Below are 21,759 nucleotides of genomic sequence, written 5' to 3'. Positions count from 1 at the left end.
CCTGCCTTTCGACTTCGCTCAAGACAGGCTGCGACGAAAAGCAGAAATTTTTAAAGTTTACCCAGTATTTTATCCATAATCCAATTAGTATGTAGCGCAGACTCACCAAGAGACGGGTGTATATAATTTTTGTTGATTAACATATCACGCATGCCTTCTATATGATAACTTTGAATATGCTTTGGGTTTTCAATAAACAATTCTTCACTTTTTGTATCGCTGTTTAATATGATAGGGTTATCATGAAAAATAGAAAATTGAATAGAGCCATTACTTCCAAAAATTTGAACTTTATCGGTATGAGCATCGCAACCAAAATTCCAATTACCAGACCCAGTAGTACCGTTCTCATGTACCCAGCAGGCTGTTACAGCATCTTTAGCTGTATAAAGCCTTTGTTGATTATCACTTATACCATGAGCCTCTTTTATATTGCCGAGTAGGTAAGTAAACAAATCGAGTCCATGACTTGCCAGATCGTCAAAATAACCTCCGGGTGCTATTTTAGCATCTGTTCGCCAATTGTAGGTTTTAGACTTATCTAAATCGCTAGCCGGTTTATTTAAACACCAATTTATATGTCTTACATCTCCAATATAGTTATTATCTAACCACTCTTTTATTTGATTGAACCGAGGTAAAGACCTTCTGTAATAGGCTACGAATAGCGGTAGTTTTTTTTCTTTAAAGGCCTGATATATCGCTAAGCTTTCAGAATAACTTGGTGTCATTGGTTTTTCAATACAGCAAGGTTTATTAGCAGCAGCAACTTTTAAGGCATAAAACTTATGTGTGTCTGGAGGTGTTGCTATGTATACAGCATCGATTTCACCATCGTTAATTAATTCATCGGCATTATTATAGACTTTACTTATATTATGCCTTTGGGCATAGTCTTTTGCTTTATCAAGGTCTCGTCTCATAACAGCAGATAACTCAAAACCTGTTGTTGTTTTATAAGGAGGGCCACTTTTAACTTCTGTGACATTTCCGCAGCCTATAATACCCCATTTAATTATTTTATTGAGTTTAAGGGAATGTGATTTTTCAACTGTGCTCAAAATGACTGTTTTTATACTTTTGTATTTAGTTCTTTTTTACATAGTATACATTTTGGATGTCGTCGTTCGTTAGTCATATCCTTTTGTTTATGGTGTTTTTTAAAAGTACAGATTTGATTGATTCATTAGAGGTCTTTCAATCACTTACATTTAGATTAAAAAGACCTATTTAATTTATAAAAATACAAAAAACTAATCAATATATGCTTTCAGTTTTGTCAATAAGTTCTAGGGTTAGTTAAATAATATCTGTCGTAATTTTAGTATATTTTTGAATATTAAGTGTTTGTAATAATTTTCATATATTTGAGAATCCTTAGAACTAAAAAACATATTAAATAAAATTCATTTATGGATTCATTTTGGATAGGCGTACTAGCTAGTTTTATAGGTTCATTTGTATTGGTATTGTCACTTTTTTTGTTTCAAAAGCCTAAATTTAAAATTGCTAAGAAAATAGCATATTTGGATACAGACCAATATGGTGATGATTTAAAGGGATCATACTTAATAAAAGTAATCAACAAATCTTTCTTTGTTTCATACGATCTGAATGCTAATTTAGAAAGCTTAACAATATACCATGTTGAAAATGGTAGTAATAATAGATCCGTAGATTTAAAAATAGTAGATAGAAGTACTAATTATTTGGCTGGAAAGCATCTATTTAAAAATACAGGTAAAAGTGCATTTTTGTTTAGAACCACTGAAGATTTAAGTGGTATATTGGGAGCAAGTGATACAAAATTAAGGTTTACGTTGATAGCTAGGAATGGATTTAGTGGATTAACCAAGATATTTAGGAAAGAATTCAATACTGTAAGCTGTATAAAAAACGGTCATTATGGGTTTGGCAAGAATTTTGATATTAATTAAATAGATTGTAAAAAATAAATAAAATGATAAAATCGTAATATAATTTTTTATATGTTGAGAATGTTTTAAATTAATAATGTTTTATTTGATATATCCTTAAAACATATATTATATCGTTAAAATAATAATAATTATAAAAAAATTACTATATTTAGTAATGAATATGAACAATAAAATGAAAACTATGAAAATTTGTAGCCTTAAAATTTCGAAAAGATTAACCGAATATAATGATACTATGGGCGGATAATCGCTAATTTAAAAGAATCATTAATTACGTTTTTTAGGTAATTAGTGCAATTATAAAAACTGTATGTTGTCTTTGCATACAGTTTTTTTATGTAGAAAAGTTAGTTAGAAGCCCCTTAAAAATAAATAAACTCATCAAAGATATATAATATTTATTCTTACGGAAAGTTTAGTGAGTTTCTCAAATGAAATAACTTAATATTTGAAAGAATGAATATAAAAGAGAAGTTGATTAGGCAGAAATACATACTGGTAAGTAAAACTATATTTGTTTCATAAGAAAACGTTAAGTTGCTAAAAGGCTTTCAAAAGAAATTAACATGAAAAACTAATTTTCACAAGTTTTAAAACTAGTCTGAGGTTTGTTTGAGGAGAATAGTTATCGTTTGAATTACAAGAAAGTATTGAGTTTGTTAACGAAAAACTCTTTTTATAAAATATAAGTTTTACATTTTTAAGAGCCCCAAATCATTCACTAGTTTCTTTCATGGTGTGATAGACATTCTGCACATCATCATCTTCTTCAAGCTTTTCTAAAAGTTTTTCAACATCAGCTGTTTGTTCTTCGCTTAGTGGTTTTGTTACTTGTGGAATACGTTCAAAACCAGAAGATAAAATTTCAATTTCCCGAGTTTCTAATTCAGCTTGAATGGCTCCAAAGCTTTCAAAAGGCGCATATATTAAGATGCCATCATCATCTGCAAAGACTTCTTCTGCACCAAAATCTATAAATTCCAGTTCTATTTCTTCCGGGTCTAAACCTTCTGCGTTGATTCTAAAATTACAAGTATGGTCAAACATAAAAACTACAGACCCTGATGTACCTAAACTGCCATCACATTTATTAAAATAACTTCTTACATTGGCTACGGTACGTGTGTTATTATCGGTTGCAGTTTCTACTAAAACAGCAATTCCATGAGGTGCATAGCCTTCAAAAACAACTTCTTTATAATCGCCTTGGCTTTTATCACTTGCTTTTTTTATGGCACGTTCTATATTGTCTTTAGGCATGTTTACTGCCTTGGCATTTTGTATTACGGCTCTTAAACGGGAATTACTGGCTGGGTCTGGGCCTCCTTCTTTTACTGCCATAACAATATCTTTACCAATGCGCGTAAAGGCTTTGCTCATAGCAGACCAACGTTTCATTTTTCTTGCTTTTCTAAACTCAAAAGCTCTTCCCATAATTATGTACTTTTATTTACTGTTCCTTATAAGTGCAGGAACTTGTTTTTATTTATTCCAACAAATTTAAAAAAATCTGCTAACCAAAATAATACTTGCTTGTTTTAATTTTTTAATGCCCATTGAAATCTAAAACTTAAGCTCCAAATTCCAAATATTAAGTACTGTTTACTGCATACTGTCTGTATACTGATCACAGCCTACTTAACACCATATACGACTACTCATCCGGTTCTACTATTGTTTCAATAGCTTCTGCCAATTTAAAGTCTTTAGAGGTTACTCCATTGGCATCATGTGTGGATAGTGAAATGGTAAGAACATTATATACGTTAGACCAATTTGGGTGATGATTTAAGGCTTCACACTCGAAAGCGATTCGACTCATGGCACCAAAGCAGTCTTTAAAATTTTCGAATTCAAATTCGGCGTGAATGGCATTGTCATAATAATCCCAATCTGGAAAGTGCAATAATCGTTTTTCTATATCTTGTTCTGAAAGTTTACTCATAATTATATATTTATATTAAGTCTTACTCTACTAATTTAGCGATTTCAAAGATTATAATCAATTATACTTTTAATTCTGATAGTATTTGCTCACTTACTAGTTGTAAGTGCTTTGGCAACATGTTATATTTTGGTAACACTGCTAAATACCGATCGTCATTAGTTGTATAAACATTTTTATAAATCACTTTATTGCGATGCTCGAAAGAATTAACAATTTCTTTAATAAAGTCGTCATGGTGAACCAGATCACTACTTCCTAAATGATATACTCCTGATTTGTTTCTGTTGATGATATAGTGGATTTGTTGAGTTACTTTTATATCGTTAGTCACATTCATAATCAAGTTAGGAAACACTTCTATGGGCTCTTTTTCTTTGATTTTTTCACACATTTCTATTATTCTGGGAGATTGTGCTCCAAAAACCATAGGTAGCCTTAAAACAGCTATTTGCTTTTTAGGCATGCGCAATAGCATATTTTCAATTTTAATTTTGAAATGCCCATAAATACTATGGCTTAAGGTTTTATCGGTTTCGTAGCTTGGGTATTTACTATAAGCATCAAAAACATTGGCAGAGGATAGAAAAATAAGTTTTATTTTGTTTGCAAACACGTATTCTGCAAGGTGTTGATGTGCTATCCATTGCGCTGAAAAATCACCACGAAGTGCAGAAATAACGATGGTGGGTTTTACTATTTCTAATATTTCATAAACATCATCTTCCTCTATATTATATTGAAAAAAATGATTGTTTTTTTCATGTTGTTTATTGGGGGTGTTATATGTTCCAAAGGTTTTAAAGTAGGAGCAGAGCTCTTTGTAAATAGCACCTCCTAAAAAACCACTAGCTCCTAAAATTAAAATTTTATGCTTATCTTCTTTATTTACCATAAACTTTACTCCAATATAGAAGACATTTTAGAAAATAGATTGTTTTGTTTTAGTTGTAAACTGTTCTAAGGCAAGCATTCCTAATTTAGAATTTCCTTTTTTATTTAAACCGGGAGACCATGTTGTAATAACAAAATTGTCTGGTAAAAAAGCAGCTATACCACCACCAACGCCACTTTTACCAGGTAGTCCCACTTTAAAAGCAAATTCTCCGGCTTCGTCATAAAACCCACAGGTAAGCATGATAGCATTTATACGTTTGGTTTGACTTTCTGTAAGACGTAGTTTGTTTAACATACAGGTTCCTTTATTGGCAAATACATAAAATGCTTTAGATAATTGGCTACAGCTCATTTCGATAGAGCATTGATGAAAATAAAAATCTAGCACTTCATCAACACTATTTTCAAGATTTTTAAAAGATTTTAAAAGGTTTGTTGTGGCATAGTTATTAAAGCCTGTATTTTTTTCTGATTGGGCTACTTTCGTATTGTAGTTAATGGAATAATCGTTAGTTAGTGTTCTTACAAAATTTAAAAAATCTTCTTTCGGGTTTTTTAAATGAGAGATTAAAATATCGGCAATAACAATGGCACCATCGTTATTTAATGGATTTCGAGGTATGCCATTTTCAATTTCTAATAGGGATAAACGATTAAAAGGATTTCCTGAAGGCTCAACACCTAGACGTTTCCAAACATTATTTTCGTTTAATGCAATAGCTTTTGAAAGGGCTAACACTTTTGAAATACTTTGAATTGAAAAAGGCTCGTTAAAATTTCCAACACCGTAATCTTTCCCATCTAAAGTTCTTAAATGAACTCCAAAATTATTTTTATCTACACAAGCTAATTCAGGTATATATGAAGCTACTGTGCCTTTGTTCTTAGATTTTATAACATCTTTATAAATAGCTTCTAAAATAATCTGAAAATCTAACATCGTTAATGTTTATAAAAAGGTAGTTTTACTACAGTTGCAGGAACAGCATTTTTTCGTATTTGTATATTAATTTTACTGTCAATAGCTGCAAAAATAGTTGGTACATAGCCTAGTCCTATACCTTTGTTTAATGATGGCGACATGGTACCAGATGTAACAACGCCTATTTTGTTTCCGTTATTGTCAACAATATCATAGCCATGTCTTGGAATACCGCGTTCGTCAAGTTGAAAGGCAATTAATTTACGTTCCGAGCCTCGTTGTTTTTCGGCTTCTAGGGCTTTAGAGTTTGTGAATTCTTTGGTGAATTTAGTTATCCAACCCAAACCAGCTTCAATAGGAGAGGTGGTATCGTCAATATCATTTCCGTAAAGGCAATATCCCATTTCTAAACGTAAAGTATCACGAGCGGCTAGTCCAATCGGTTTAATGCCATAATTGGCACCTGCTTCTAATACGTTATCCCAAATTTGTTTTACTTCGTCATTTTTGCAGTAAATTTCAAAACCACCGCTTCCTGTATATCCTGTAGCAGATATGATGATATGTTCTATACCTGCAAAATCGCCTACTACAAAATTGTAGAATTTTATAGCGGATAAATCCTGACTGGTAAGTGATTGCATGGCTTCTATTGCTTTTGGTCCTTGAATGGCGAGCAAAGAATAATCTTCACTTAAATCGCGCATGGTAGCACCAACATCATTTTTAGACTGAATCCAGTTCCAATCTTTTTCAATATTACTAGCATTTACTACGAGTAAATAGGTTTCTTCTTTTATTTTATAAATTATTAAATCGTCTACAATACCCCCATCATCATTTGGTAAACAGCTGTATTGTGCTTTACCGATTGTTAATTTAGAGGCATCGTTACTGGATACTTTTTGTATTAAATCTAACGCATGTTCTCCTTCAATTAAAAACTCTCCCATATGTGATACATCAAATACACCAACGGCTTGTCTAACGGTTTCGTGTTCTATATTTACGCCTTCGTATTGTACAGGCATATTATAGCCAGCAAAAGGTACTATTTTAGCTCCAAGTGCTTGGTGTGTTGTTGTTAATGCAGTGTTTTTCATATTTGATTATTAATAATAAAATTTTGTCGCGTAAAACTACACAAATTCATAATATTCTAATCAAAAAAGTTGTGTTAAATAATAGAACTTTTAAATAGAAGCTCGTATTAAATAAAAAAATGAATTTTAAAGCAAGGTATTACAGAAAGAAAATTTAACAATAAGTAAAGTTTATTTTAATAGATAGTGTTTCAAATCGTCATAAGTAGAAATTACAACAGACACTTTTTCTTTATCCATAACAGCTTCTATTTGTGCAGGAAGTGGTTGTTTTTCTTTAATAACATCTTCAACTACATCTAAAAACTTGGTTGGGTGTGCTGTTTCTAAAAAGACACAGTGTGCTTTAGGATTTTCTTTTAGATAGGCTTTAGAGCCTAAGTAACCAACAGCTCCATGGGGGTCGGCTATATAATTATACTTGGTATAGATTTCTTTCATGGCTTCTTTAGTGGCATCGTCTGAGAAGCTATAAGAAGATACATTATCCTTTAATGTTTCAAATTTGTTTTTATAAATTTCCTGAATACGGATAAAGTTACTCGGATCTCCAACATCCATAGCATTGCTTATGGTTTGCACTGATGGTTTTGGTGTATATAACTGTGTTTTTAAATATTCTGTTACTACATTATTTTCGTTGTTTGAAGCAACAAAGTGATTAATTGGTAAACCTAATTGCTGTGCCATCATACCTGCACAAACATTCCCGAAATTTCCGCTAGGTACAGAAAATACAATATCATCATACTTATTATGTAATTGTTTGTATGCAAACATAAAGTAGAATAATTGTGGTAACCAACGTGCTACATTTATAGAGTTGGCAGAGGTTAACTGCATCTTGTTTGTTAACGTCTCGTCTAAAAAAGCCGTTTTTACCATGGCTTGGCAATCGTCGAATGTACCATTAACTTCTAAAGCAGTAATGTTTTGTCCTAGTGTTGTTAGCTGTTTTTCCTGAATATCGCTCACTTTTCCGCTAGGGTAAAGAATCACTACGTTTACGCCTTTAACACCCAGAAACCCATTAGCTACAGCACCACCTGTATCTCCTGAGGTTGCTACTAAAACAGTAACTTCATTCGTGTTATCTTTATTAAAATAGCCTAAACAACGTGCCATAAAACGTGCGCCAACATCTTTAAATGCCATGGTTGGCCCGTGAAATAACTCTAAAGTAGATATGTTTTCATTTAATTGAACGACAGGAAAATCAAAAGACAGTGTTTCTTCAACTATTGTTTTTAAAGTGTCTTCTGGAATCTCAGGAGATACGAATTGTTTAATAGCCTGAAATGCAATTTCTGTATGTGATAATTGGTCTATGTTTTTAAAGAAATCATCACTTAGAGGCGTAATGCTTTCTGGAAAATACAATCCTTTATCTGGTGCTAATCCTTTTATAACGGCATCTTTAAAAGATGTATTTGGTGCTTGTTTGTTTAAACTGTAGTATTTCATTTTTCTATTATTCCTGCCTTTCGTCGCAGCTTGTCTTGAGCGAAATCGAAAGGCTCAAGGTAAACTACGGCAGGAATCTGTTTATTAGTAATTCGTAATTTAATTTTTAAATAAAGAGATTACCTCCATCACTTAAAAAAGAGTGATTTGCAATGACAATCAATTTACAATATTTTTATTCCTTCTGTATTAATTTTTGTTAGGTACATTTCGAATGTAATTCCGGTTTTAGAATATACTTTTTCCATAGCTTCTTTAACATTTTTAGCATTTTCTAAGCCTTTACTCAATGTGAAAATAGAAGGTCCTGATCCTGATATCCCTGCGCCTAAAGCGCCATTTTGTAATGCCGATTCTTTGACTTCTCTATAATGGGGGATTAGTTTACTTCTATATGGTTCTACAATAACATCGTGTAACGATTTTTGGATTAAATCATAATCACTTGTATGTAAGCTATGAATTAGACTTCCAAAATTAGACCATTGCGTTATAGCATCTTGCAATGGGACTTCTTTAGGAAGAATCGCTCTGGATTCGGATGTTTTTATTTCTATTTGCGGATGAATAATCGTCGCATACAAATTTTCCGGAACAGGAATTTCTAAAACCTCTAAAGGCGAAACGCTTTTAACTAATGTAAAGCCTCCAAAAATAGCAGGAGCAAGGTTATCGGCATGTTCACATTTACTGGCTAAGGCTTCTCCCTTAATAGCAAATTGTGTTAATTCGGTTTTATTATAAGGTTTGCCCAATAGCTCATTCATTCCAAAAACGCTCCCAACAGCACTTGCAGCACTGCTACCAATACCACTACCTGGTTTTATGTTTTTGTAAATTTCAATTTCGAAGCCACAATCTGGATTAGCTGCCTCATACATAGCTAAGGCAGAAACACCTGCTACATTTAATGATGCTTCAAATGGTAAATCGAAGCCTTCTATTTTGGTAATATGAATCCCCTTTTTATCGGTTTTTCTAATAACCATTTCATCACCAATACTGTCTAAGCAGAATCCTAAAACATCGAATCCACAGGCTACATTAGCCACAGTTGCGGGTGAAAATATTTTTATTTCGTTTTTCATTTTAAATTAAACTCTTAAATATGCGATTTCTCACATGCGTTCGAAATGACTAATCTTGATTACTGAATACTGTTCCTTAAATCAATCATTACCTATTCTAATAATGTCTGCAAACAACCCTGAAGCTGTTACTTCGGCACCGGCACCGGCACCTTTAATAATCATAGGTTGTTTTGGGTAGCGTTCTGTGTAGAACATAACTATATTGTCACTACCTTCTAGGTTATAAAATGGATGCCCTTCTGGTATTTCCTGTAAACCAACGTTTGCTTTGCCATTGTTTAATTGTGCCACATATTTTAATTGGCAGTTTTTAGCTTTTGCCGAAGCGTATAGACTTTGGTAGTGGCTTTCATCTGCTATTAGTGTTTGATAAAAATCATCGACTGTGTCACTTTTTAATCCTGATTCTGATAAAAAAGGTGAGTTTGAGATGTCTTCCAAATTCATTTCCATATTGCTTTCGCGTGCCAAAATCAATATTTTTCTAGCTACGTCTACACCACTTAAATCTATTCTTGGATCTGGTTCTGTATAACCTTCTGCTGCGGCTTGTTTAACTACATCGTAGAATTTAGTCGTATCGTTAAAATTATTAAATACAAAATTTAAACTTCCAGATAATACAGCTTGAATAGATGTGATTTTATCACCCGAAGCAATTAAATTATTGAGGGTATCAATAATCGGTAAACCAGCACCAACATTAGTTTCGAATAAATAAGGTGCATTGTATTTAAGCGACAAACGTTTTAATAAACTGTAGTTTTCATAGTCACTGGAACATGCTATTTTATTACATGCAACTACGCCTATACTTTGACGCAAATAATTGGCATATAAATTAGCAACATCTTTGTTTGCTGTAACATCAACAAAAATACTATTGCGTAAATTAAGTGATTTGGTTTTTTCGAAAAAGCCTTCTAATGTTGCTTTGTCGCCAGATGCCAGTTGATCTTTCCAGTTTTTTAAATCAATACCATCTTCATTAAAAATCATCATTCTAGAATTTGACAATCCTGTAACGCGTAAATTGATTTTTAAATTTTCTTTTAAATAGTTATTCTGCTGCTTTATTTGCTCAACCAGTTTTTCTCCTACATTTCCAACTCCAGTAATAAATACATTGAGTTGTTTTGTTTTAGTTTCAAAAAATTGTTCATGCAAAGTATTTAAAGCTTTTTTTACATCGTTTTCTGATATGACAGCAGATATATTCTTCTCTGAAGCCCCTTGTGCAATAGCACGGATGTTAATATTGTTTTTCCCTAAAGCACTAAACATTTTACCGCTAATTCCTTGATGGTTTTTCATGTTATCGCCAACTAAAGCAATAATTGAAAGATTTGTTTCAACAATTATTGGATCTATTTTATTTAAAGCAATTTCATTTTCAAAAACAGTATCGATGGCTTGTTTAGCGTCATTAGCATCTTTTTCTTCAATACCTAAACAAATAGAATGCTCTGATGATGCTTGGGTAATTAGAATAATATTTATTTTTTCCTGAGATAAGGTTTCGAATAAGCGTTTAGAGAACCCGGGGATACCCACCATGCCACTGCCTTCCAGTGTAAGTAAGGCAATATTGCCTATGTTACTAATTCCTTTTACTGGAGATGTAGCATTAGTTTCATCATTAGAGATTATAGTGCCTATAGCGTCGGGCTCTAATGTGTTTTTTATGTGAATGGGGATTTCTAAATCTAAAACCGGTTGCACTGTCGGCGGGTATAAAACTTTAGCACCAAAGTGTGATAATTCCATAGCCTCCTGATATGAAATTTTTTCGATAGGGTAGGCTTGTTTTACCAATTTCGGGTTGGTAGTATACATACCGCTTACATCGGTCCAAATCTCCAACTGTTCCACTTTTAAAGCAGCAGCAACGATGGCTGCAGTAAAATCGGAACCACCGCGACCCAATGTTGTTTGTTCTCCAGCTAAGGATTTTGAAACAAAGCCTGGGAGAATCGTGATTTTCTGGGATGCTTTCTTAAAATAATCGACTATATTTTTATTCGTTAAGTTATAATTAACTTCTGCTTTAGTGAAATTAGCATTTGTAATAATTAGCTCCTGAGAGTTTTTACGATCTACAGATAAACTACGATTTTTCATAGTTTCTGAAATAATGTATGATGATAATAACTCACCAAAACTGACTAATTTATCTGATGTCTTTGGTGACAATTCGTTTATTAAATAAATACCATCCAGTAAACTTTTTAACTCACCTAGCTTAGCTTCGGTATATGTTATAATAGGATTGGCTCCATTTGGATTTAATTCATTTATTATATTTATATGAATATCTGTAATGATATTAAACGTTTCTTTAAAACGCGTATCTTTATTTTGAGCTTGTTTACCAGCTAAAAGTAGTTTATCTGTAATACCGCCAACAGCAGATACAACAGATATAATGGAATCTTTTTGAGAATATCCAGTTAATATATCTATGACATTATTTATGTTTTTTGCAGAACCAACCGAAGTTCCACCAAATTTTAAAACTTTCATTTTTTTGATGAATTGATAATTGAAAAAAATATTTTTGATGTTTTGTAATTATAAAAATTACAAAGATAGCCTGAGGAATATATAATTAGCAACCCCAAAGGGTTGTAATAATTGTAGTTGTACCAAAAATAGAAGTAGTTCCTTCTGTTAAAGAAGTAAAGCGTACTGTTATATTTTGGTTTATATGACTCATTATATTTATATAATACTATTCAAAAGTATCACTTTTAACCTAATAAAAAAACTTATATTTTTTTTTTGCAGTATTCTTATATAGAAGTTAATTTCATTTAATAAAATCAACTTATTTGATTGTGAATTAAAAAAATGATAATATTAAAATTAACCTTTAAAGGTGATACTCTTTGTTTACAGTACTTCTGTAAATCCACCTACTACTTCTAGATACTAAAATTGTGTTAGGAAGCGGTGAAGGTGTATTTAGTGATGCATTAGGAAGTCTATCAAGTAATACCATTTATTATGTAAGATCTTATGCTATAAACTCTAGTGGAATATCTTATGGGAATGTAAGTACAATAGATACAAGTACTTTGTCTGATATTAATATAGGTCTAAAAGCTAAAATTAAAGTATACCCAAGTCCATCAACTCATTATATTAGTATTTCCGGTTTAACCGAAACTAAAAATTATAAAATTTATAACGTACTGGGAAAAGAAGTATCGCAAGGAAACGTAACAAATCATGATAAAATAGATATCAATTTTTTAAATAAAGGATGGTATTTTATAAAAGCAGAAAACCTTGAAATGGTTAAATTCATTAAAAAATAGTAATCATTGATATACCGTTTATTTTCAGTAATTTAAATATTGAAGATGCAAAATCCTTAGCTAAAACTTAGTTAAGGATTTTTTAATTGCCTAAATTGTGGTTTTATTATTAATATCGTATAATTTACATTGAACATAAGTACCCTATAATATTTATGAAACTATTTTCCAAAGAACAGATTTATGAAGGTGATAAACTAACCGCAGAACGTCAAAAAATATCCTCAACAGATTTAATGGAGCGTGCCGGTATGCAAATATTTAATTGGATGCATATGCGTATGCAGGGCGCTCAGGTTCCTATTCATATATTTTGTGGTATAGGTAATAATGGTGGAGATGGATTAGTACTTGCCAGACATTTAATTTTAGATGGTTATAATGTTAAAACGTATGTTATTAATTGCAGCGATAAACGGTCGAAAGATTTTTTAATTAATTATGATCGCATTAAAAATGTGACTAAAGATTGGCCAACATTATTAAGTTGTACTGAAGATTTCCCTGAAATACATCAAGATGATATTATTGTTGATGCTGTTTTTGGTATTGGATTAAATAGGCCTGTAGATGATTGGGTAAAGTCGCTATTCATGCATTTTAGAAATACAAAAGCCTTTACCTTATCTATTGATATTCCTTCGGGATTAAGTACAGATAAAGTTCCGGAAGATGAAGATAGCGTTGTTTGGGCTGGTTATACATTAAGTTTTGCTTCTCCTAAGTTAGTTTTCTTTTTACCAGATACAGCAAAGCATACTATACAGTGGGAAGTATTGGATATTGGTCTAGATCAGGAATTTTTATTCACAACTAATACAGAAGTAGAATTAATAGGAAAGCATGAGGTACTACCAATATATAAACCACGAGAAAAGTTCTCGCATAAAGGACAATTTGGTCATAGTCTGATAATAGGTGGAAGTTATGGCAAAATTGGCGCGGTAACACTAGCAAGTAGGGCAGCTTTATCTGCCGGATCTGGTTTAATTACTGCATACGTTCCTAAATGTGGCTATATACCTTTACAAGCTTCTTTTCCAGAAGCAATGGTTATAACAGATGCCGATGAGGAACTAATCACAGATATAAAGTATGATATAACACCTACTGTTATTGGTTTAGGAATAGGAGCAGGGGTTAACACTAAAACAATAAGTGCTTTTGAAGCTTTTTTAAAGAAAAATAAAACAGCTTTAGTTGTTGATGCCGATGGTATTAATATGCTATCAAAAAAGAAAGCATTATTAAAACTACTACCTGCACAAACTATTTTAACACCACATCCTAAAGAACTGGAACGTTTAATTGGTGCATGGGAAGATGATTTTGATAAATTGAAAAAAGCAAAGGCATTTTCGAAAAAACACCATTGTATCATTGTTATAAAAGGCGCTAATACTATTACAGTACTTGGAGGTAAGCTTTATGTGAATACTACTGGAAACCCCGGTTTATCCACTGCCGGAAGTGGTGATGTGTTAACCGGTATTATTACCGGATTGATTTCACAAGGTTATAACCCTTTAGAAGCGACTGTATTTGGAGTGTATTTACATGGTAGGTCGGCAGATATTGCTGTTGAAGGTTATGGTTATCAAAGTTTAATAGCCAGTCATGTTATAGATTATTTAGGAGAAGCCTTTATTGATTTATTTAAGCAGCCAGAACAACCTATAGAACAAGAAGAAAAACAAGAACAAGCATAGTTTGAAATAGCTTGGCGCTCCAATCCTGGGAGCGTCTAAAATTTTTTATACGCACTTTACAAATAAAAAATAGTATCAATTAGAGGGTTTTTTAAGTTTGAAACGTTTGCTATTTGATACTATTAATTTGAACCCCAAAAAATATTAAAATTAATGAATTGTGATGATTACTCATCTAAAGATTCTATTTGTGAAGAACGTAATTATAACATCGCTTTTAAGAAGCATTCTAAAGAGGTTTTTAACTTTTTAGTGTACAATTATGGAGACAAACAATTAGCGGAAGATATTATACAAGAAGCCTTTTTAACATTATGGAATAACTGCAAAAAAGTACCTTTAAAGAATGTAAGAGCCTATTTATATACGATTTCTAAAAATAAAATAATTGATACTTTTAGAAGTAATAAGCATGCCCAAAACTATAAAAAAAACACCACTAAAATTGTAGAGATGCAAACGCCTGAATACATTTTTGAAGAAAAGGAATTTCATCAAAAACTAAATCAGGTTCTCGATAAAATGCCAGAAAACTATAGAGTTCCTTTTTTACTTAATAGAATAGATAAAAAGAAATATAAAGAAATTGCAGAAATAATGGGAGTTACTGTAAAATCGGTAGAAAAAAGAATTTTTAATGCCCTAGAATTTCTACAAAAAGAATTACAAATTAATAAAAAACGATTTTAAGACGGGTTTTTCGAGTTTAGAACGTTAAATATTTAATTACCATAGTTATGGAAGACAATAAAGTTAATAATATAAAGAAGTTTATGAATTTTGAATTTTCTTCGGAGGAAGAAAAAGAAACTTTCAAGACTTCTGATACCTATGCTGAATATAAAGAAATTATAGAATTATTTGATAATGTTAAAGCTGTACACTATAACGAGAGTGAAGTTTTACAAAAGCTGGATACGGCCCGTTTAACAAAGCCTATAGAGAATGAAAAGAAAGTCATTCCATTGTATAAAAAACGGTTACCTCTGTCTGTAGCAGCTTCTTTATTATTATTTGTTTCTGTGTATTTATTTAATATCGATAATAATTTGGAGCATTATACCCTTGCTGGAGAATCTGTAGAAATCTTACTTCCAGATGCTTCTAAAGTTTGGTTAAATGCAAAGTCTGAAGTAGCATATAATAAAGATTGGGAAACATCAAGAGAAATAGACCTAAAAGGAGAAGGATATTTTGAAGTAGCAAAAGGGAAAACATTTAAAGTTAAAACATCACAAGGAACCGTAACGGTTTTAGGAACTAAATTTAATGTAAAACAACGTCATGATTTTTTTGAAGTACATTGTTACGAAGGAAGAGTGTCTGTATTATATAATGGTAAAGGAACTATTTTAAAAGCCAATGATTTTTTTAACTCTAAAACATTAAAAAAAAGCATATTAAAAGGAAAAGGTATTACTATAAAACCTTATTGGGTTGAAAATATGTCGGTTTTTGAAAATACACCAATAGATCAAGTACTTGCCGATATCAGTCTTCAATATGATGTAGTGTTTATTAAGAACAATAATTTAAATAAAGACCTAAAATATACTGGAAGCTATCATTACGATGATACAGAGGAAATGGTTTTAAATGTTTTTTGTGAATCGCTAGGCCTAGCGTATGTCAAAAAGGGAAAAAATATTTATTTGAATAAAAAGTAGATGATAATAAAAAAACGTGCAGCGAATGTATTGATCGTATTTTTGTTTTTTCCAACATGCTGCTTCCCTCAACAAAGACGTGTTTTATTCGAAACACATTTAAAAAAAATTGAAACCTTCTTTAATGTTTCTTTTAATTATGAATCTTCATTAATCAAAAATAAATTTTGTGAAGATTGTTTTTATAATGAAAACGTATCATTAAAATCACATTTAGAGTATTTGGAAAGGGAGTTTCCGCTTTCTTTCTCATTTGTGACTTCTACTAAAATAGTAGTGAAACCTCTAAAAATGGATATGCTGTATTTTTATGACAGTAAAGACAACAAGCCTTTAGAGCATTTACTAATAACAGATTTAAGTAATCAGAAAACTTGGGTTACTAATGAAAAAGGAAATGTGTTTTTTGAAGATGAGATACCAAGAGCTATTTTGGTATCTCATCTTAGTTATGGTAAACAGTATATAGATATTAGTAAATTAAATACGACTAGTATATACTTAGATAAAGAAATTCAAGACTTAGAAGTACTGTTTGTCTACCCTTTTTTTTCAACAGGAACTTATAAGAAAAAAGATGGCACTTTTTTTATTAAAACTAAAGAAGTAGGGGCTTTAGCTGGGTTAACCTCTCACGATGTTATTAAAAATTTAGAAAATTTACCACAGGTTACCAGTAACAGCGAATCTGTGTCCGATTTAATTATTAAAGGAAGCACACAAGACCAAAATTTGTTTATATGGAATGATATAAAGATTTACCAAAACAGCCATTTTTTCGGATTGATTTCTGCATTTAATGAAAACTTGATTTCTACAGTTACCTTGTATGATAATGCCACACCTGCAGAGTATGGAAATAGTACAAGTAGTGTTATTAGTTTAGAACACGACAAGGCGCTATCAAAAAAAATAAAAGGAGGTATAGGTGTTAATTTTTTAAGTGCAGATGGTTATGTTAAAATTCCAATAAACAAGAAATCAGAATTATTGCTTTCAACAAGGAAATCGTTGACAGATGTTTGGGATTCACCAACATATCTAAATTATGCTAAAAAGGCTTTCCAATCTTCTAATATTATGACCTTTAATTCATTAAATGAAAATGCCATTGAAGCTGAAAACACATTTGATTTTCATGATTCGCAACTGCAGTATAGGCTAAAAATTAATGAATCTGATAAGATTGGGCTAAACGTGTTATTCTTAGCAAACAATTTGTCGTATATAGAAACGAATTCACTTAATAGTAAAGAAAGTAAGTTAACCCAAGAGAATGCTGCTTTGGGGTTTAATTGGATGCATACTTTTTCTAATAAATCTCAAATGGAAGCTATTATTAATTATTCGAATTACAGGTTAGGTGGTGGGAATTTTTTATTATCTAGAGATATTTCAAGTACCCAAAGTAATAATGTTAGAAACTATGAAACTACTTTAAAATATGCTTCTAGAGTTAATACAACAGGGATTACGTATACAACAGGAATATCTCACGAACATTTAACTGTAATAAATGATATTAATAATTTCAACCAATTTTTTCAAAGTTATTTAAAGCAGCAAAGTAACATTTATGGAGTATTTGGAACACTTAATTACTATAAAAATAAAATAAAAATAGGGCTAAACCTAAGAAACGTTTATTATGAGCTTTTAAAATCATTTCAGCCAGAACCTCGATTTTATATAACCTATAGCCCGATACCAGAAATAGATATTCAACTTAGGGGAGAAAGAAAAACACAAAATATTTCACAGGCTGTTAATTTGGAAAACAATTTTCTGGGTATTGAAAAACGACGCTGGTTTCTTGCTAACAACTCTATCGCTCCTCTACAAATAAGCAGGCAGTTAGAATTGGATTTGGGTTATAAAAAGGGAAGACATATGTTTAGCACAAGTATATATGCCAAAACAGTAAAAGGCATTACAACCAATAATCAGGGGTTTCAAAACCTTAACCAGTTTGAGAATCTTTTTGGATCATACGTTATAAAGGGGTATACGTTACATTATAATTATAAAAATCGTCATTTAAATGCCTGGTTAAGCTATAATTATAGTATAAACAAATACAAGTTTAAAGACAAAAATCTTAATACGTCTCGCTTTTATAACAACAACGATATGAGACATAGTTTTATTTCTGGATTAAATATCAAGCATAAATTATTAAACTTTTCTTTGGGAATGGAATATAATTCTGGAAAACCTTATACTTCAATAAATAAAGAATCACCAATTATAATTGGTGCGTTTAATAGGATTAATTATAATGAACCTAACAGGGAACGCTTAGCGGATTATTTAAAATTTGATACTTCTGTGAGTTATAATTTTGATATCTCAAAAAAGATAGACTACAAACTAACCTTAGGTCTAATTAATATAGGGAATAGGAAGAATATTCTTAATCGTTATTATACTTTAACTGAAGACAAAGAAGATATAGAAATTTTAGATAGATATGGATTGGAATTTACTCCAAATGTGTCGTTAAATATTGATTTTTAATACAGTAAATATTTTTCAAGAAACAGAGTGGGTTTTATACTTTACAATCGTTTCCTTAGTAATTAAACCCAATAATACAATAACATGAAACATTTTTTTAAAACATTATTTATTACAACGTTGCTTTTTGGAACTTTTCAATCTTGCACGTCCGACGAAACTATAACAGAAACAATATCAAATGAAAAGATTTCATCGAGCTTGTTAGATATAATATATGTAACAGCAGAGACAAAAAATGATTATAATCTCATTAATTTTGATTGTGAGGTGGATGTTAGTGGAGGCTTCTTAAATAGCCAAGGAGATTATTATGGAGGCATTTATATAGAAGCATCATCATGGAACGATGAATTAATGTCGGCCGCTCTAGAACAAGCTTATCTTTATACTGACATATGGTTTACTAAAGATGACTTTTCTATATTATATATAACTCCTTCCGTTTTTTTTGGTGAAGTATATTTTAACAAAAATGATATTATTGCATATTTTGAAGACTGTAGTTTTGAAGGAGATACAAAAACATTCCCTGAGACCGAACCAGTAAAAGTATCTGATGTTAATTTTAATTGTTCAGGAACTGTGCATTATTATATAGATGAATTAGCAAATAACGCTACTTTATTCACTTTAGAGATAGATGAAGGTGTTGAGGCTGTGGAGGATGCTCTATCATTGTATAATGACATTAATGATACGGTGTATGTTCTTGATGATCTTAGGTCTGGCTATGTGACGTTTACATCGCCAGGAGGAACTAGTTCTTTAGCATTAGGTAAAACTCAAATAATGAATTATTTTGAAGATTGCATCTTAGATAGAGATTATAATGATTGTATAAACTTTAAATATCCTTTTGTAATAAATAAAATTGATCTTCAAACAGACGACATTATACCTGTAACTGTAACTAGTGATGCAGATTTATTTCAGCAGAATTTTACAGATGTAAATATAACTATTGACTACCCTATAACTTTAGTGACATTGAACAATGATACTATTCTAGTAGAATCTAATGAAGAACTTGAAAATGTTTTGACTAACTCTGCTGATTATTGCATAGATGAATGGTAGTATTTAGACTATAGATTAATACAAATAATATACTTATTGTTAAATCTACTTTACTAAAAAAGCCTAAGAAATTTGTTTCTTAGGCTTTTTACACTTTATATTATATTTTAAATATTAAATCTCTAAAGATGTAAACAGTTCGATTAACTTTGGACTAGAAGGTCGTGGTGCATCTGCGTTAACAACATTACCAGCTGGGTCTATAAGTATAAAACGAGGAATACCTCTAATACCATAACCTGTTACAAAATCTGACTGCCAATTTTTATCGGCAAGTAATTGAATACCTCCTAATTCTTTATCTGTAACCATTTTTCTCCAAGCATCATGTTGCCCTTCGTTATCTATCGAGATACTAACAAATTCGATATTTTTTCCGTGGTATTGTTTCTCAATTTTTTTAAGTGAAGGAATCTCAGCTTTGCAAGGGCCACACCAAGTAGCCCATACATCTATATAAACATATTTTCCTTTTAAATCTGTTAGCGACGTGGTACCTCCTTTATGGTTTTCATAATTAACAAATTCTGGTGACGGTTTGCCCACAAAATTAGCCATTTGTAAAGCTATTTGTTTTTGTTGCTTATAAGATTTTAAAAGATTTTCGCTCATTTTTTCTAAACCAATCTTTTCATTGGCATAAATAGTAGAGTCAATATTTTTATTATTTTCAACAAATTCAGTTAGCTTATTTTTAATGTCTTCTACTTTAGCTTTAAAAGCCTCTTCTTCTAAATCAATCAAATTTGGTGTAAAAACTTTTTCCTGTAGCAACATTTTTTTTGCCAGATAATTACTTGTTTCAGCACCAGTTCCTGTGTATGTAACACTTTCGTCAAACTGTTTTGTGTCTATGGTTACATTGATATCAAAGCCATTTTGAAGAAACATATTGGTAGATTCTTTTCCATCAAAAAGGTTATGAACGCCAGACACTACTTTTAAAGTGTCGTTAAAAGTACCATCCTGATTAACTTTGATGGTTTTTGAGTATGTTCGTGTTCTAACTACTAAAGAATCACTGTTTTTATCTGTTATTTTTCCAGATAATGTTACATAGTCTTTAGGAGTGCTCTCACAAGCAATAAATGCAATTGTAAGTGCTAAAAAGAGTATTTTTTTCATGTTTTCAGTTTATTGTTAAATCAAAAATAAACTATTATGAAGTTTTTTTTTAATTATTAACATTTTGTTAGGCATTTGATTTGAGCTATTTAAAATAATACATTACTCGAAGATCTATAATTTATGAGTTAATTGTTTGTAATCAGCCATCTCTGGTATAATATTCAAAGCATGCAATTGTTTTTGTACATTCATAATGGTTTGCTTGTCAATTAAATTTTGAGACCACTCAGTAATACTTAACCATTCTTGCACATCTTCTAGTTTTTGCTCATAGCGGTTTGCAATTGTTTTGTCTATACTAGGAATCTCTTTAAATTTGGAGGTTGTATTATTAATAATTTTCAGGATCGTTTCTAAATCTGCTTTACTAGATTCAATAAAATCTTCTCGTACGGCAATTACAAAACAAGGCCATGGAGAAGGGCAATTACCTATTCGTCTAAATGTACCATCATCTACCAAAGGTTTGGTTGTAAACTTTTCCCATAAAAAATAATCAGCTTTACCAGTAGTTAATCCGTCTACCGCACCATTTAAATTTTTTATGATTTCAAAATCAAGATCTTTTTTTAAATCCCATGTATTGTTTTCAGCATTGATGTAAGCCATTAAATGCGATCCGGAGCCATACCTACTTATGGCAGCTTTAGTTCCTTTTAAGTCTTCAATGGTTTTATAAGATGAATTATGAGCAACATGAATCCCCCAAATTAAAGGTGTTTGTACAAAGGTTTGTACAATTTTGCTTGGATTACCATTTATAATATCTTTTATAATGCCTTCTGTGAGTATAACTGCTATATCAATCTCTTTGTTTCTGAGGGCTTTGCACATAGCTCCAGTACCTCCAGCATAATCATGCCAACGTAAATTGATGCCTTCTTTTTTATAATCGCCATTTTTTAGTGTTAGATACCAAGCTAAATTAAAATGCTCTGGTACACCACCAATATTTACTTTCTTCATTAAACCAATC

The 21,759-nt window shown here is 31.2% G+C and carries 18 protein-coding genes; 7 read left to right on the top strand and 11 right to left on the bottom strand.

Features of this window, described 5'->3' with window-relative positions; genetic code table 11:
• Positions 1–50: 50 nt before the first annotated feature.
• Positions 51–1,061 (bottom strand): Gfo/Idh/MocA family protein, encoded by a 1,011-nt coding sequence (locus Q4Q35_RS16850; RefSeq protein ID WP_303279192.1) that lies wholly within the window; start codon positions 1,059–1,061, stop codon positions 51–53.
• A gap of 351 nt (positions 1,062–1,412) precedes the next feature.
• Between Q4Q35_RS16850 and Q4Q35_RS16845 the strand changes: the two genes are divergently transcribed.
• Positions 1,413–1,937, top strand: a complete 525-nt coding sequence (locus Q4Q35_RS16845) for a hypothetical protein (protein ID WP_303279191.1) — start codon at positions 1,413–1,415, stop codon at positions 1,935–1,937.
• Between the two features lie 717 nt (positions 1,938–2,654).
• Here Q4Q35_RS16845 and Q4Q35_RS16840 read toward each other — a convergent pair.
• From Q4Q35_RS16840 to thrA, 8 genes are all read right to left on the bottom strand, one after another.
• A complete protein-coding gene (locus tag Q4Q35_RS16840; protein ID WP_303279190.1) occupies positions 2,655–3,374 on the bottom strand; it encodes a YebC/PmpR family DNA-binding transcriptional regulator in 720 nt (239 codons plus the stop codon).
• A gap of 220 nt (positions 3,375–3,594) precedes the next feature.
• Positions 3,595–3,885, bottom strand: a complete 291-nt coding sequence (locus Q4Q35_RS16835) for a 4a-hydroxytetrahydrobiopterin dehydratase (RefSeq protein WP_303279189.1) — start codon at positions 3,883–3,885, stop codon at positions 3,595–3,597.
• Positions 3,886–3,946: 61 nt separating this feature from the next.
• Positions 3,947–4,780, bottom strand: coding sequence for a sugar nucleotide-binding protein (locus tag Q4Q35_RS16830; protein WP_303279188.1), 834 nt, complete (start codon positions 4,778–4,780; stop codon positions 3,947–3,949).
• A gap of 27 nt (positions 4,781–4,807) precedes the next feature.
• Positions 4,808–5,722, bottom strand: coding sequence for a glutaminase (locus Q4Q35_RS16825; RefSeq protein WP_303279187.1), 915 nt, complete (start codon positions 5,720–5,722; stop codon positions 4,808–4,810).
• 2 nt (positions 5,723–5,724) lie between these two features.
• Complete coding sequence (gene gcvT / locus Q4Q35_RS16820) at positions 5,725–6,807, bottom strand: glycine cleavage system aminomethyltransferase GcvT (protein ID WP_303279186.1); 1,083 nt, start codon at positions 6,805–6,807, stop codon at positions 5,725–5,727.
• A gap of 171 nt (positions 6,808–6,978) precedes the next feature.
• Positions 6,979–8,271 (bottom strand): threonine synthase, encoded by a 1,293-nt coding sequence (thrC, locus tag Q4Q35_RS16815; RefSeq protein ID WP_303279185.1) that lies wholly within the window; start codon positions 8,269–8,271, stop codon positions 6,979–6,981.
• A 164-nt stretch (positions 8,272–8,435) separates the two neighbouring features.
• On the bottom strand, positions 8,436–9,359 hold the full coding sequence (locus Q4Q35_RS16810) for a homoserine kinase (protein WP_303279184.1): 924 nt from the start codon (positions 9,357–9,359) through the stop codon (positions 8,436–8,438).
• Between the two features lie 81 nt (positions 9,360–9,440).
• Complete coding sequence (gene thrA / locus Q4Q35_RS16805; RefSeq protein ID WP_303279183.1) at positions 9,441–11,885, bottom strand: bifunctional aspartate kinase/homoserine dehydrogenase I; 2,445 nt, start codon at positions 11,883–11,885, stop codon at positions 9,441–9,443.
• A 416-nt stretch (positions 11,886–12,301) separates the two neighbouring features.
• Here thrA and Q4Q35_RS16800 point away from each other — a divergent pair, with 416 nt between their 5' ends.
• The 6 genes from Q4Q35_RS16800 (at position 12,302) to Q4Q35_RS16775 (ending at position 19,655) form a co-directional block, all read left to right on the top strand.
• Positions 12,302–12,682 carry a T9SS type A sorting domain-containing protein gene (locus Q4Q35_RS16800; RefSeq protein WP_303279182.1) on the top strand — a complete coding sequence of 127 codons (381 nt, stop codon included), beginning with the start codon at positions 12,302–12,304 and terminating at the stop codon, positions 12,680–12,682.
• Between the two features lie 155 nt (positions 12,683–12,837).
• Positions 12,838–14,391 carry an NAD(P)H-hydrate dehydratase gene (locus Q4Q35_RS16795; RefSeq protein WP_303279181.1) on the top strand — a complete coding sequence of 518 codons (1,554 nt, stop codon included), beginning with the start codon at positions 12,838–12,840 and terminating at the stop codon, positions 14,389–14,391.
• Positions 14,392–14,544: 153 nt separating this feature from the next.
• Positions 14,545–15,081, top strand: a complete 537-nt coding sequence (locus tag Q4Q35_RS16790) for an RNA polymerase sigma factor (protein WP_303279180.1) — start codon at positions 14,545–14,547, stop codon at positions 15,079–15,081.
• Between the two features lie 47 nt (positions 15,082–15,128).
• The gene (locus Q4Q35_RS16785) at positions 15,129–16,058 is read left to right on the top strand and encodes a FecR family protein (protein WP_303279179.1); all 930 of its coding nucleotides are present in this window, start codon (positions 15,129–15,131) and stop codon (positions 16,056–16,058) included.
• Positions 16,059–18,575, top strand: a complete 2,517-nt coding sequence (locus Q4Q35_RS16780) for a TonB-dependent receptor (protein ID WP_303279178.1) — start codon at positions 16,059–16,061, stop codon at positions 18,573–18,575.
• A gap of 84 nt (positions 18,576–18,659) precedes the next feature.
• The gene (locus tag Q4Q35_RS16775) at positions 18,660–19,655 is read left to right on the top strand and encodes a hypothetical protein (RefSeq protein WP_303279177.1); all 996 of its coding nucleotides are present in this window, start codon (positions 18,660–18,662) and stop codon (positions 19,653–19,655) included.
• Positions 19,656–19,769: 114 nt separating this feature from the next.
• Here Q4Q35_RS16775 and Q4Q35_RS16770 read toward each other — a convergent pair whose 3' ends face one another.
• Positions 19,770–20,780 carry a TlpA family protein disulfide reductase gene (locus tag Q4Q35_RS16770; RefSeq protein WP_303279176.1) on the bottom strand — a complete coding sequence of 337 codons (1,011 nt, stop codon included), beginning with the start codon at positions 20,778–20,780 and terminating at the stop codon, positions 19,770–19,772.
• Positions 20,781–20,894: 114 nt separating this feature from the next.
• Entirely contained in the window at positions 20,895–21,749 is an 855-nt protein-coding gene (locus Q4Q35_RS16765) for a substrate-binding domain-containing protein (protein ID WP_303279175.1), read from the bottom strand.
• Positions 21,750–21,759: the final 10 nt, after the last annotated feature.

Source organism: Flavivirga aquimarina, from assembly GCF_030540835.1.
Taxonomy (GTDB): Bacteria; Bacteroidota; Bacteroidia; order Flavobacteriales; family Flavobacteriaceae; genus Flavivirga; species Flavivirga aquimarina.
The sequence above is the reverse complement of the archived record's forward strand: the minus strand, read 5'-3'. Positions and strand labels throughout refer to the sequence as shown.

Coding starts and splice junctions, on each gene's coding strand:
- Q4Q35_RS16845 (WP_303279191.1), top strand. CDS start 1,413: ATGGATTCATTTTGGATAGGCGTACTAGCTAGTTTTATAGGTTCATTT.
- Q4Q35_RS16840 (WP_303279190.1), bottom strand. CDS start 3,374: ATGGGAAGAGCTTTTGAGTTTAGAAAAGCAAGAAAAATGAAACGTTGG.
- Q4Q35_RS16835 (WP_303279189.1), bottom strand. CDS start 3,885: ATGAGTAAACTTTCAGAACAAGATATAGAAAAACGATTATTGCACTTT.
- Q4Q35_RS16830 (WP_303279188.1), bottom strand. CDS start 4,780: ATGGTAAATAAAGAAGATAAGCATAAAATTTTAATTTTAGGAGCTAGT.
- Q4Q35_RS16825 (WP_303279187.1), bottom strand. CDS start 5,722: ATGTTAGATTTTCAGATTATTTTAGAAGCTATTTATAAAGATGTTATA.
- gcvT (WP_303279186.1), bottom strand. CDS start 6,807: ATGAAAAACACTGCATTAACAACAACACACCAAGCACTTGGAGCTAAA.
- thrC (WP_303279185.1), bottom strand. CDS start 8,271: ATGAAATACTACAGTTTAAACAAACAAGCACCAAATACATCTTTTAAA.
- Q4Q35_RS16810 (WP_303279184.1), bottom strand. CDS start 9,359: ATGAAAAACGAAATAAAAATATTTTCACCCGCAACTGTGGCTAATGTA.
- thrA (WP_303279183.1), bottom strand. CDS start 11,885: ATGAAAGTTTTAAAATTTGGTGGAACTTCGGTTGGTTCTGCAAAAAAC.
- Q4Q35_RS16795 (WP_303279181.1), top strand. CDS start 12,838: ATGAAACTATTTTCCAAAGAACAGATTTATGAAGGTGATAAACTAACC.
- Q4Q35_RS16790 (WP_303279180.1), top strand. CDS start 14,545: ATGAATTGTGATGATTACTCATCTAAAGATTCTATTTGTGAAGAACGT.
- Q4Q35_RS16785 (WP_303279179.1), top strand. CDS start 15,129: ATGGAAGACAATAAAGTTAATAATATAAAGAAGTTTATGAATTTTGAA.
- Q4Q35_RS16780 (WP_303279178.1), top strand. CDS start 16,059: ATGATAATAAAAAAACGTGCAGCGAATGTATTGATCGTATTTTTGTTT.
- Q4Q35_RS16775 (WP_303279177.1), top strand. CDS start 18,660: ATGAAACATTTTTTTAAAACATTATTTATTACAACGTTGCTTTTTGGA.
- Q4Q35_RS16770 (WP_303279176.1), bottom strand. CDS start 20,780: ATGAAAAAAATACTCTTTTTAGCACTTACAATTGCATTTATTGCTTGT.
- Q4Q35_RS16765 (WP_303279175.1), bottom strand. CDS start 21,749: ATGAAGAAAGTAAATATTGGTGGTGTACCAGAGCATTTTAATTTAGCT.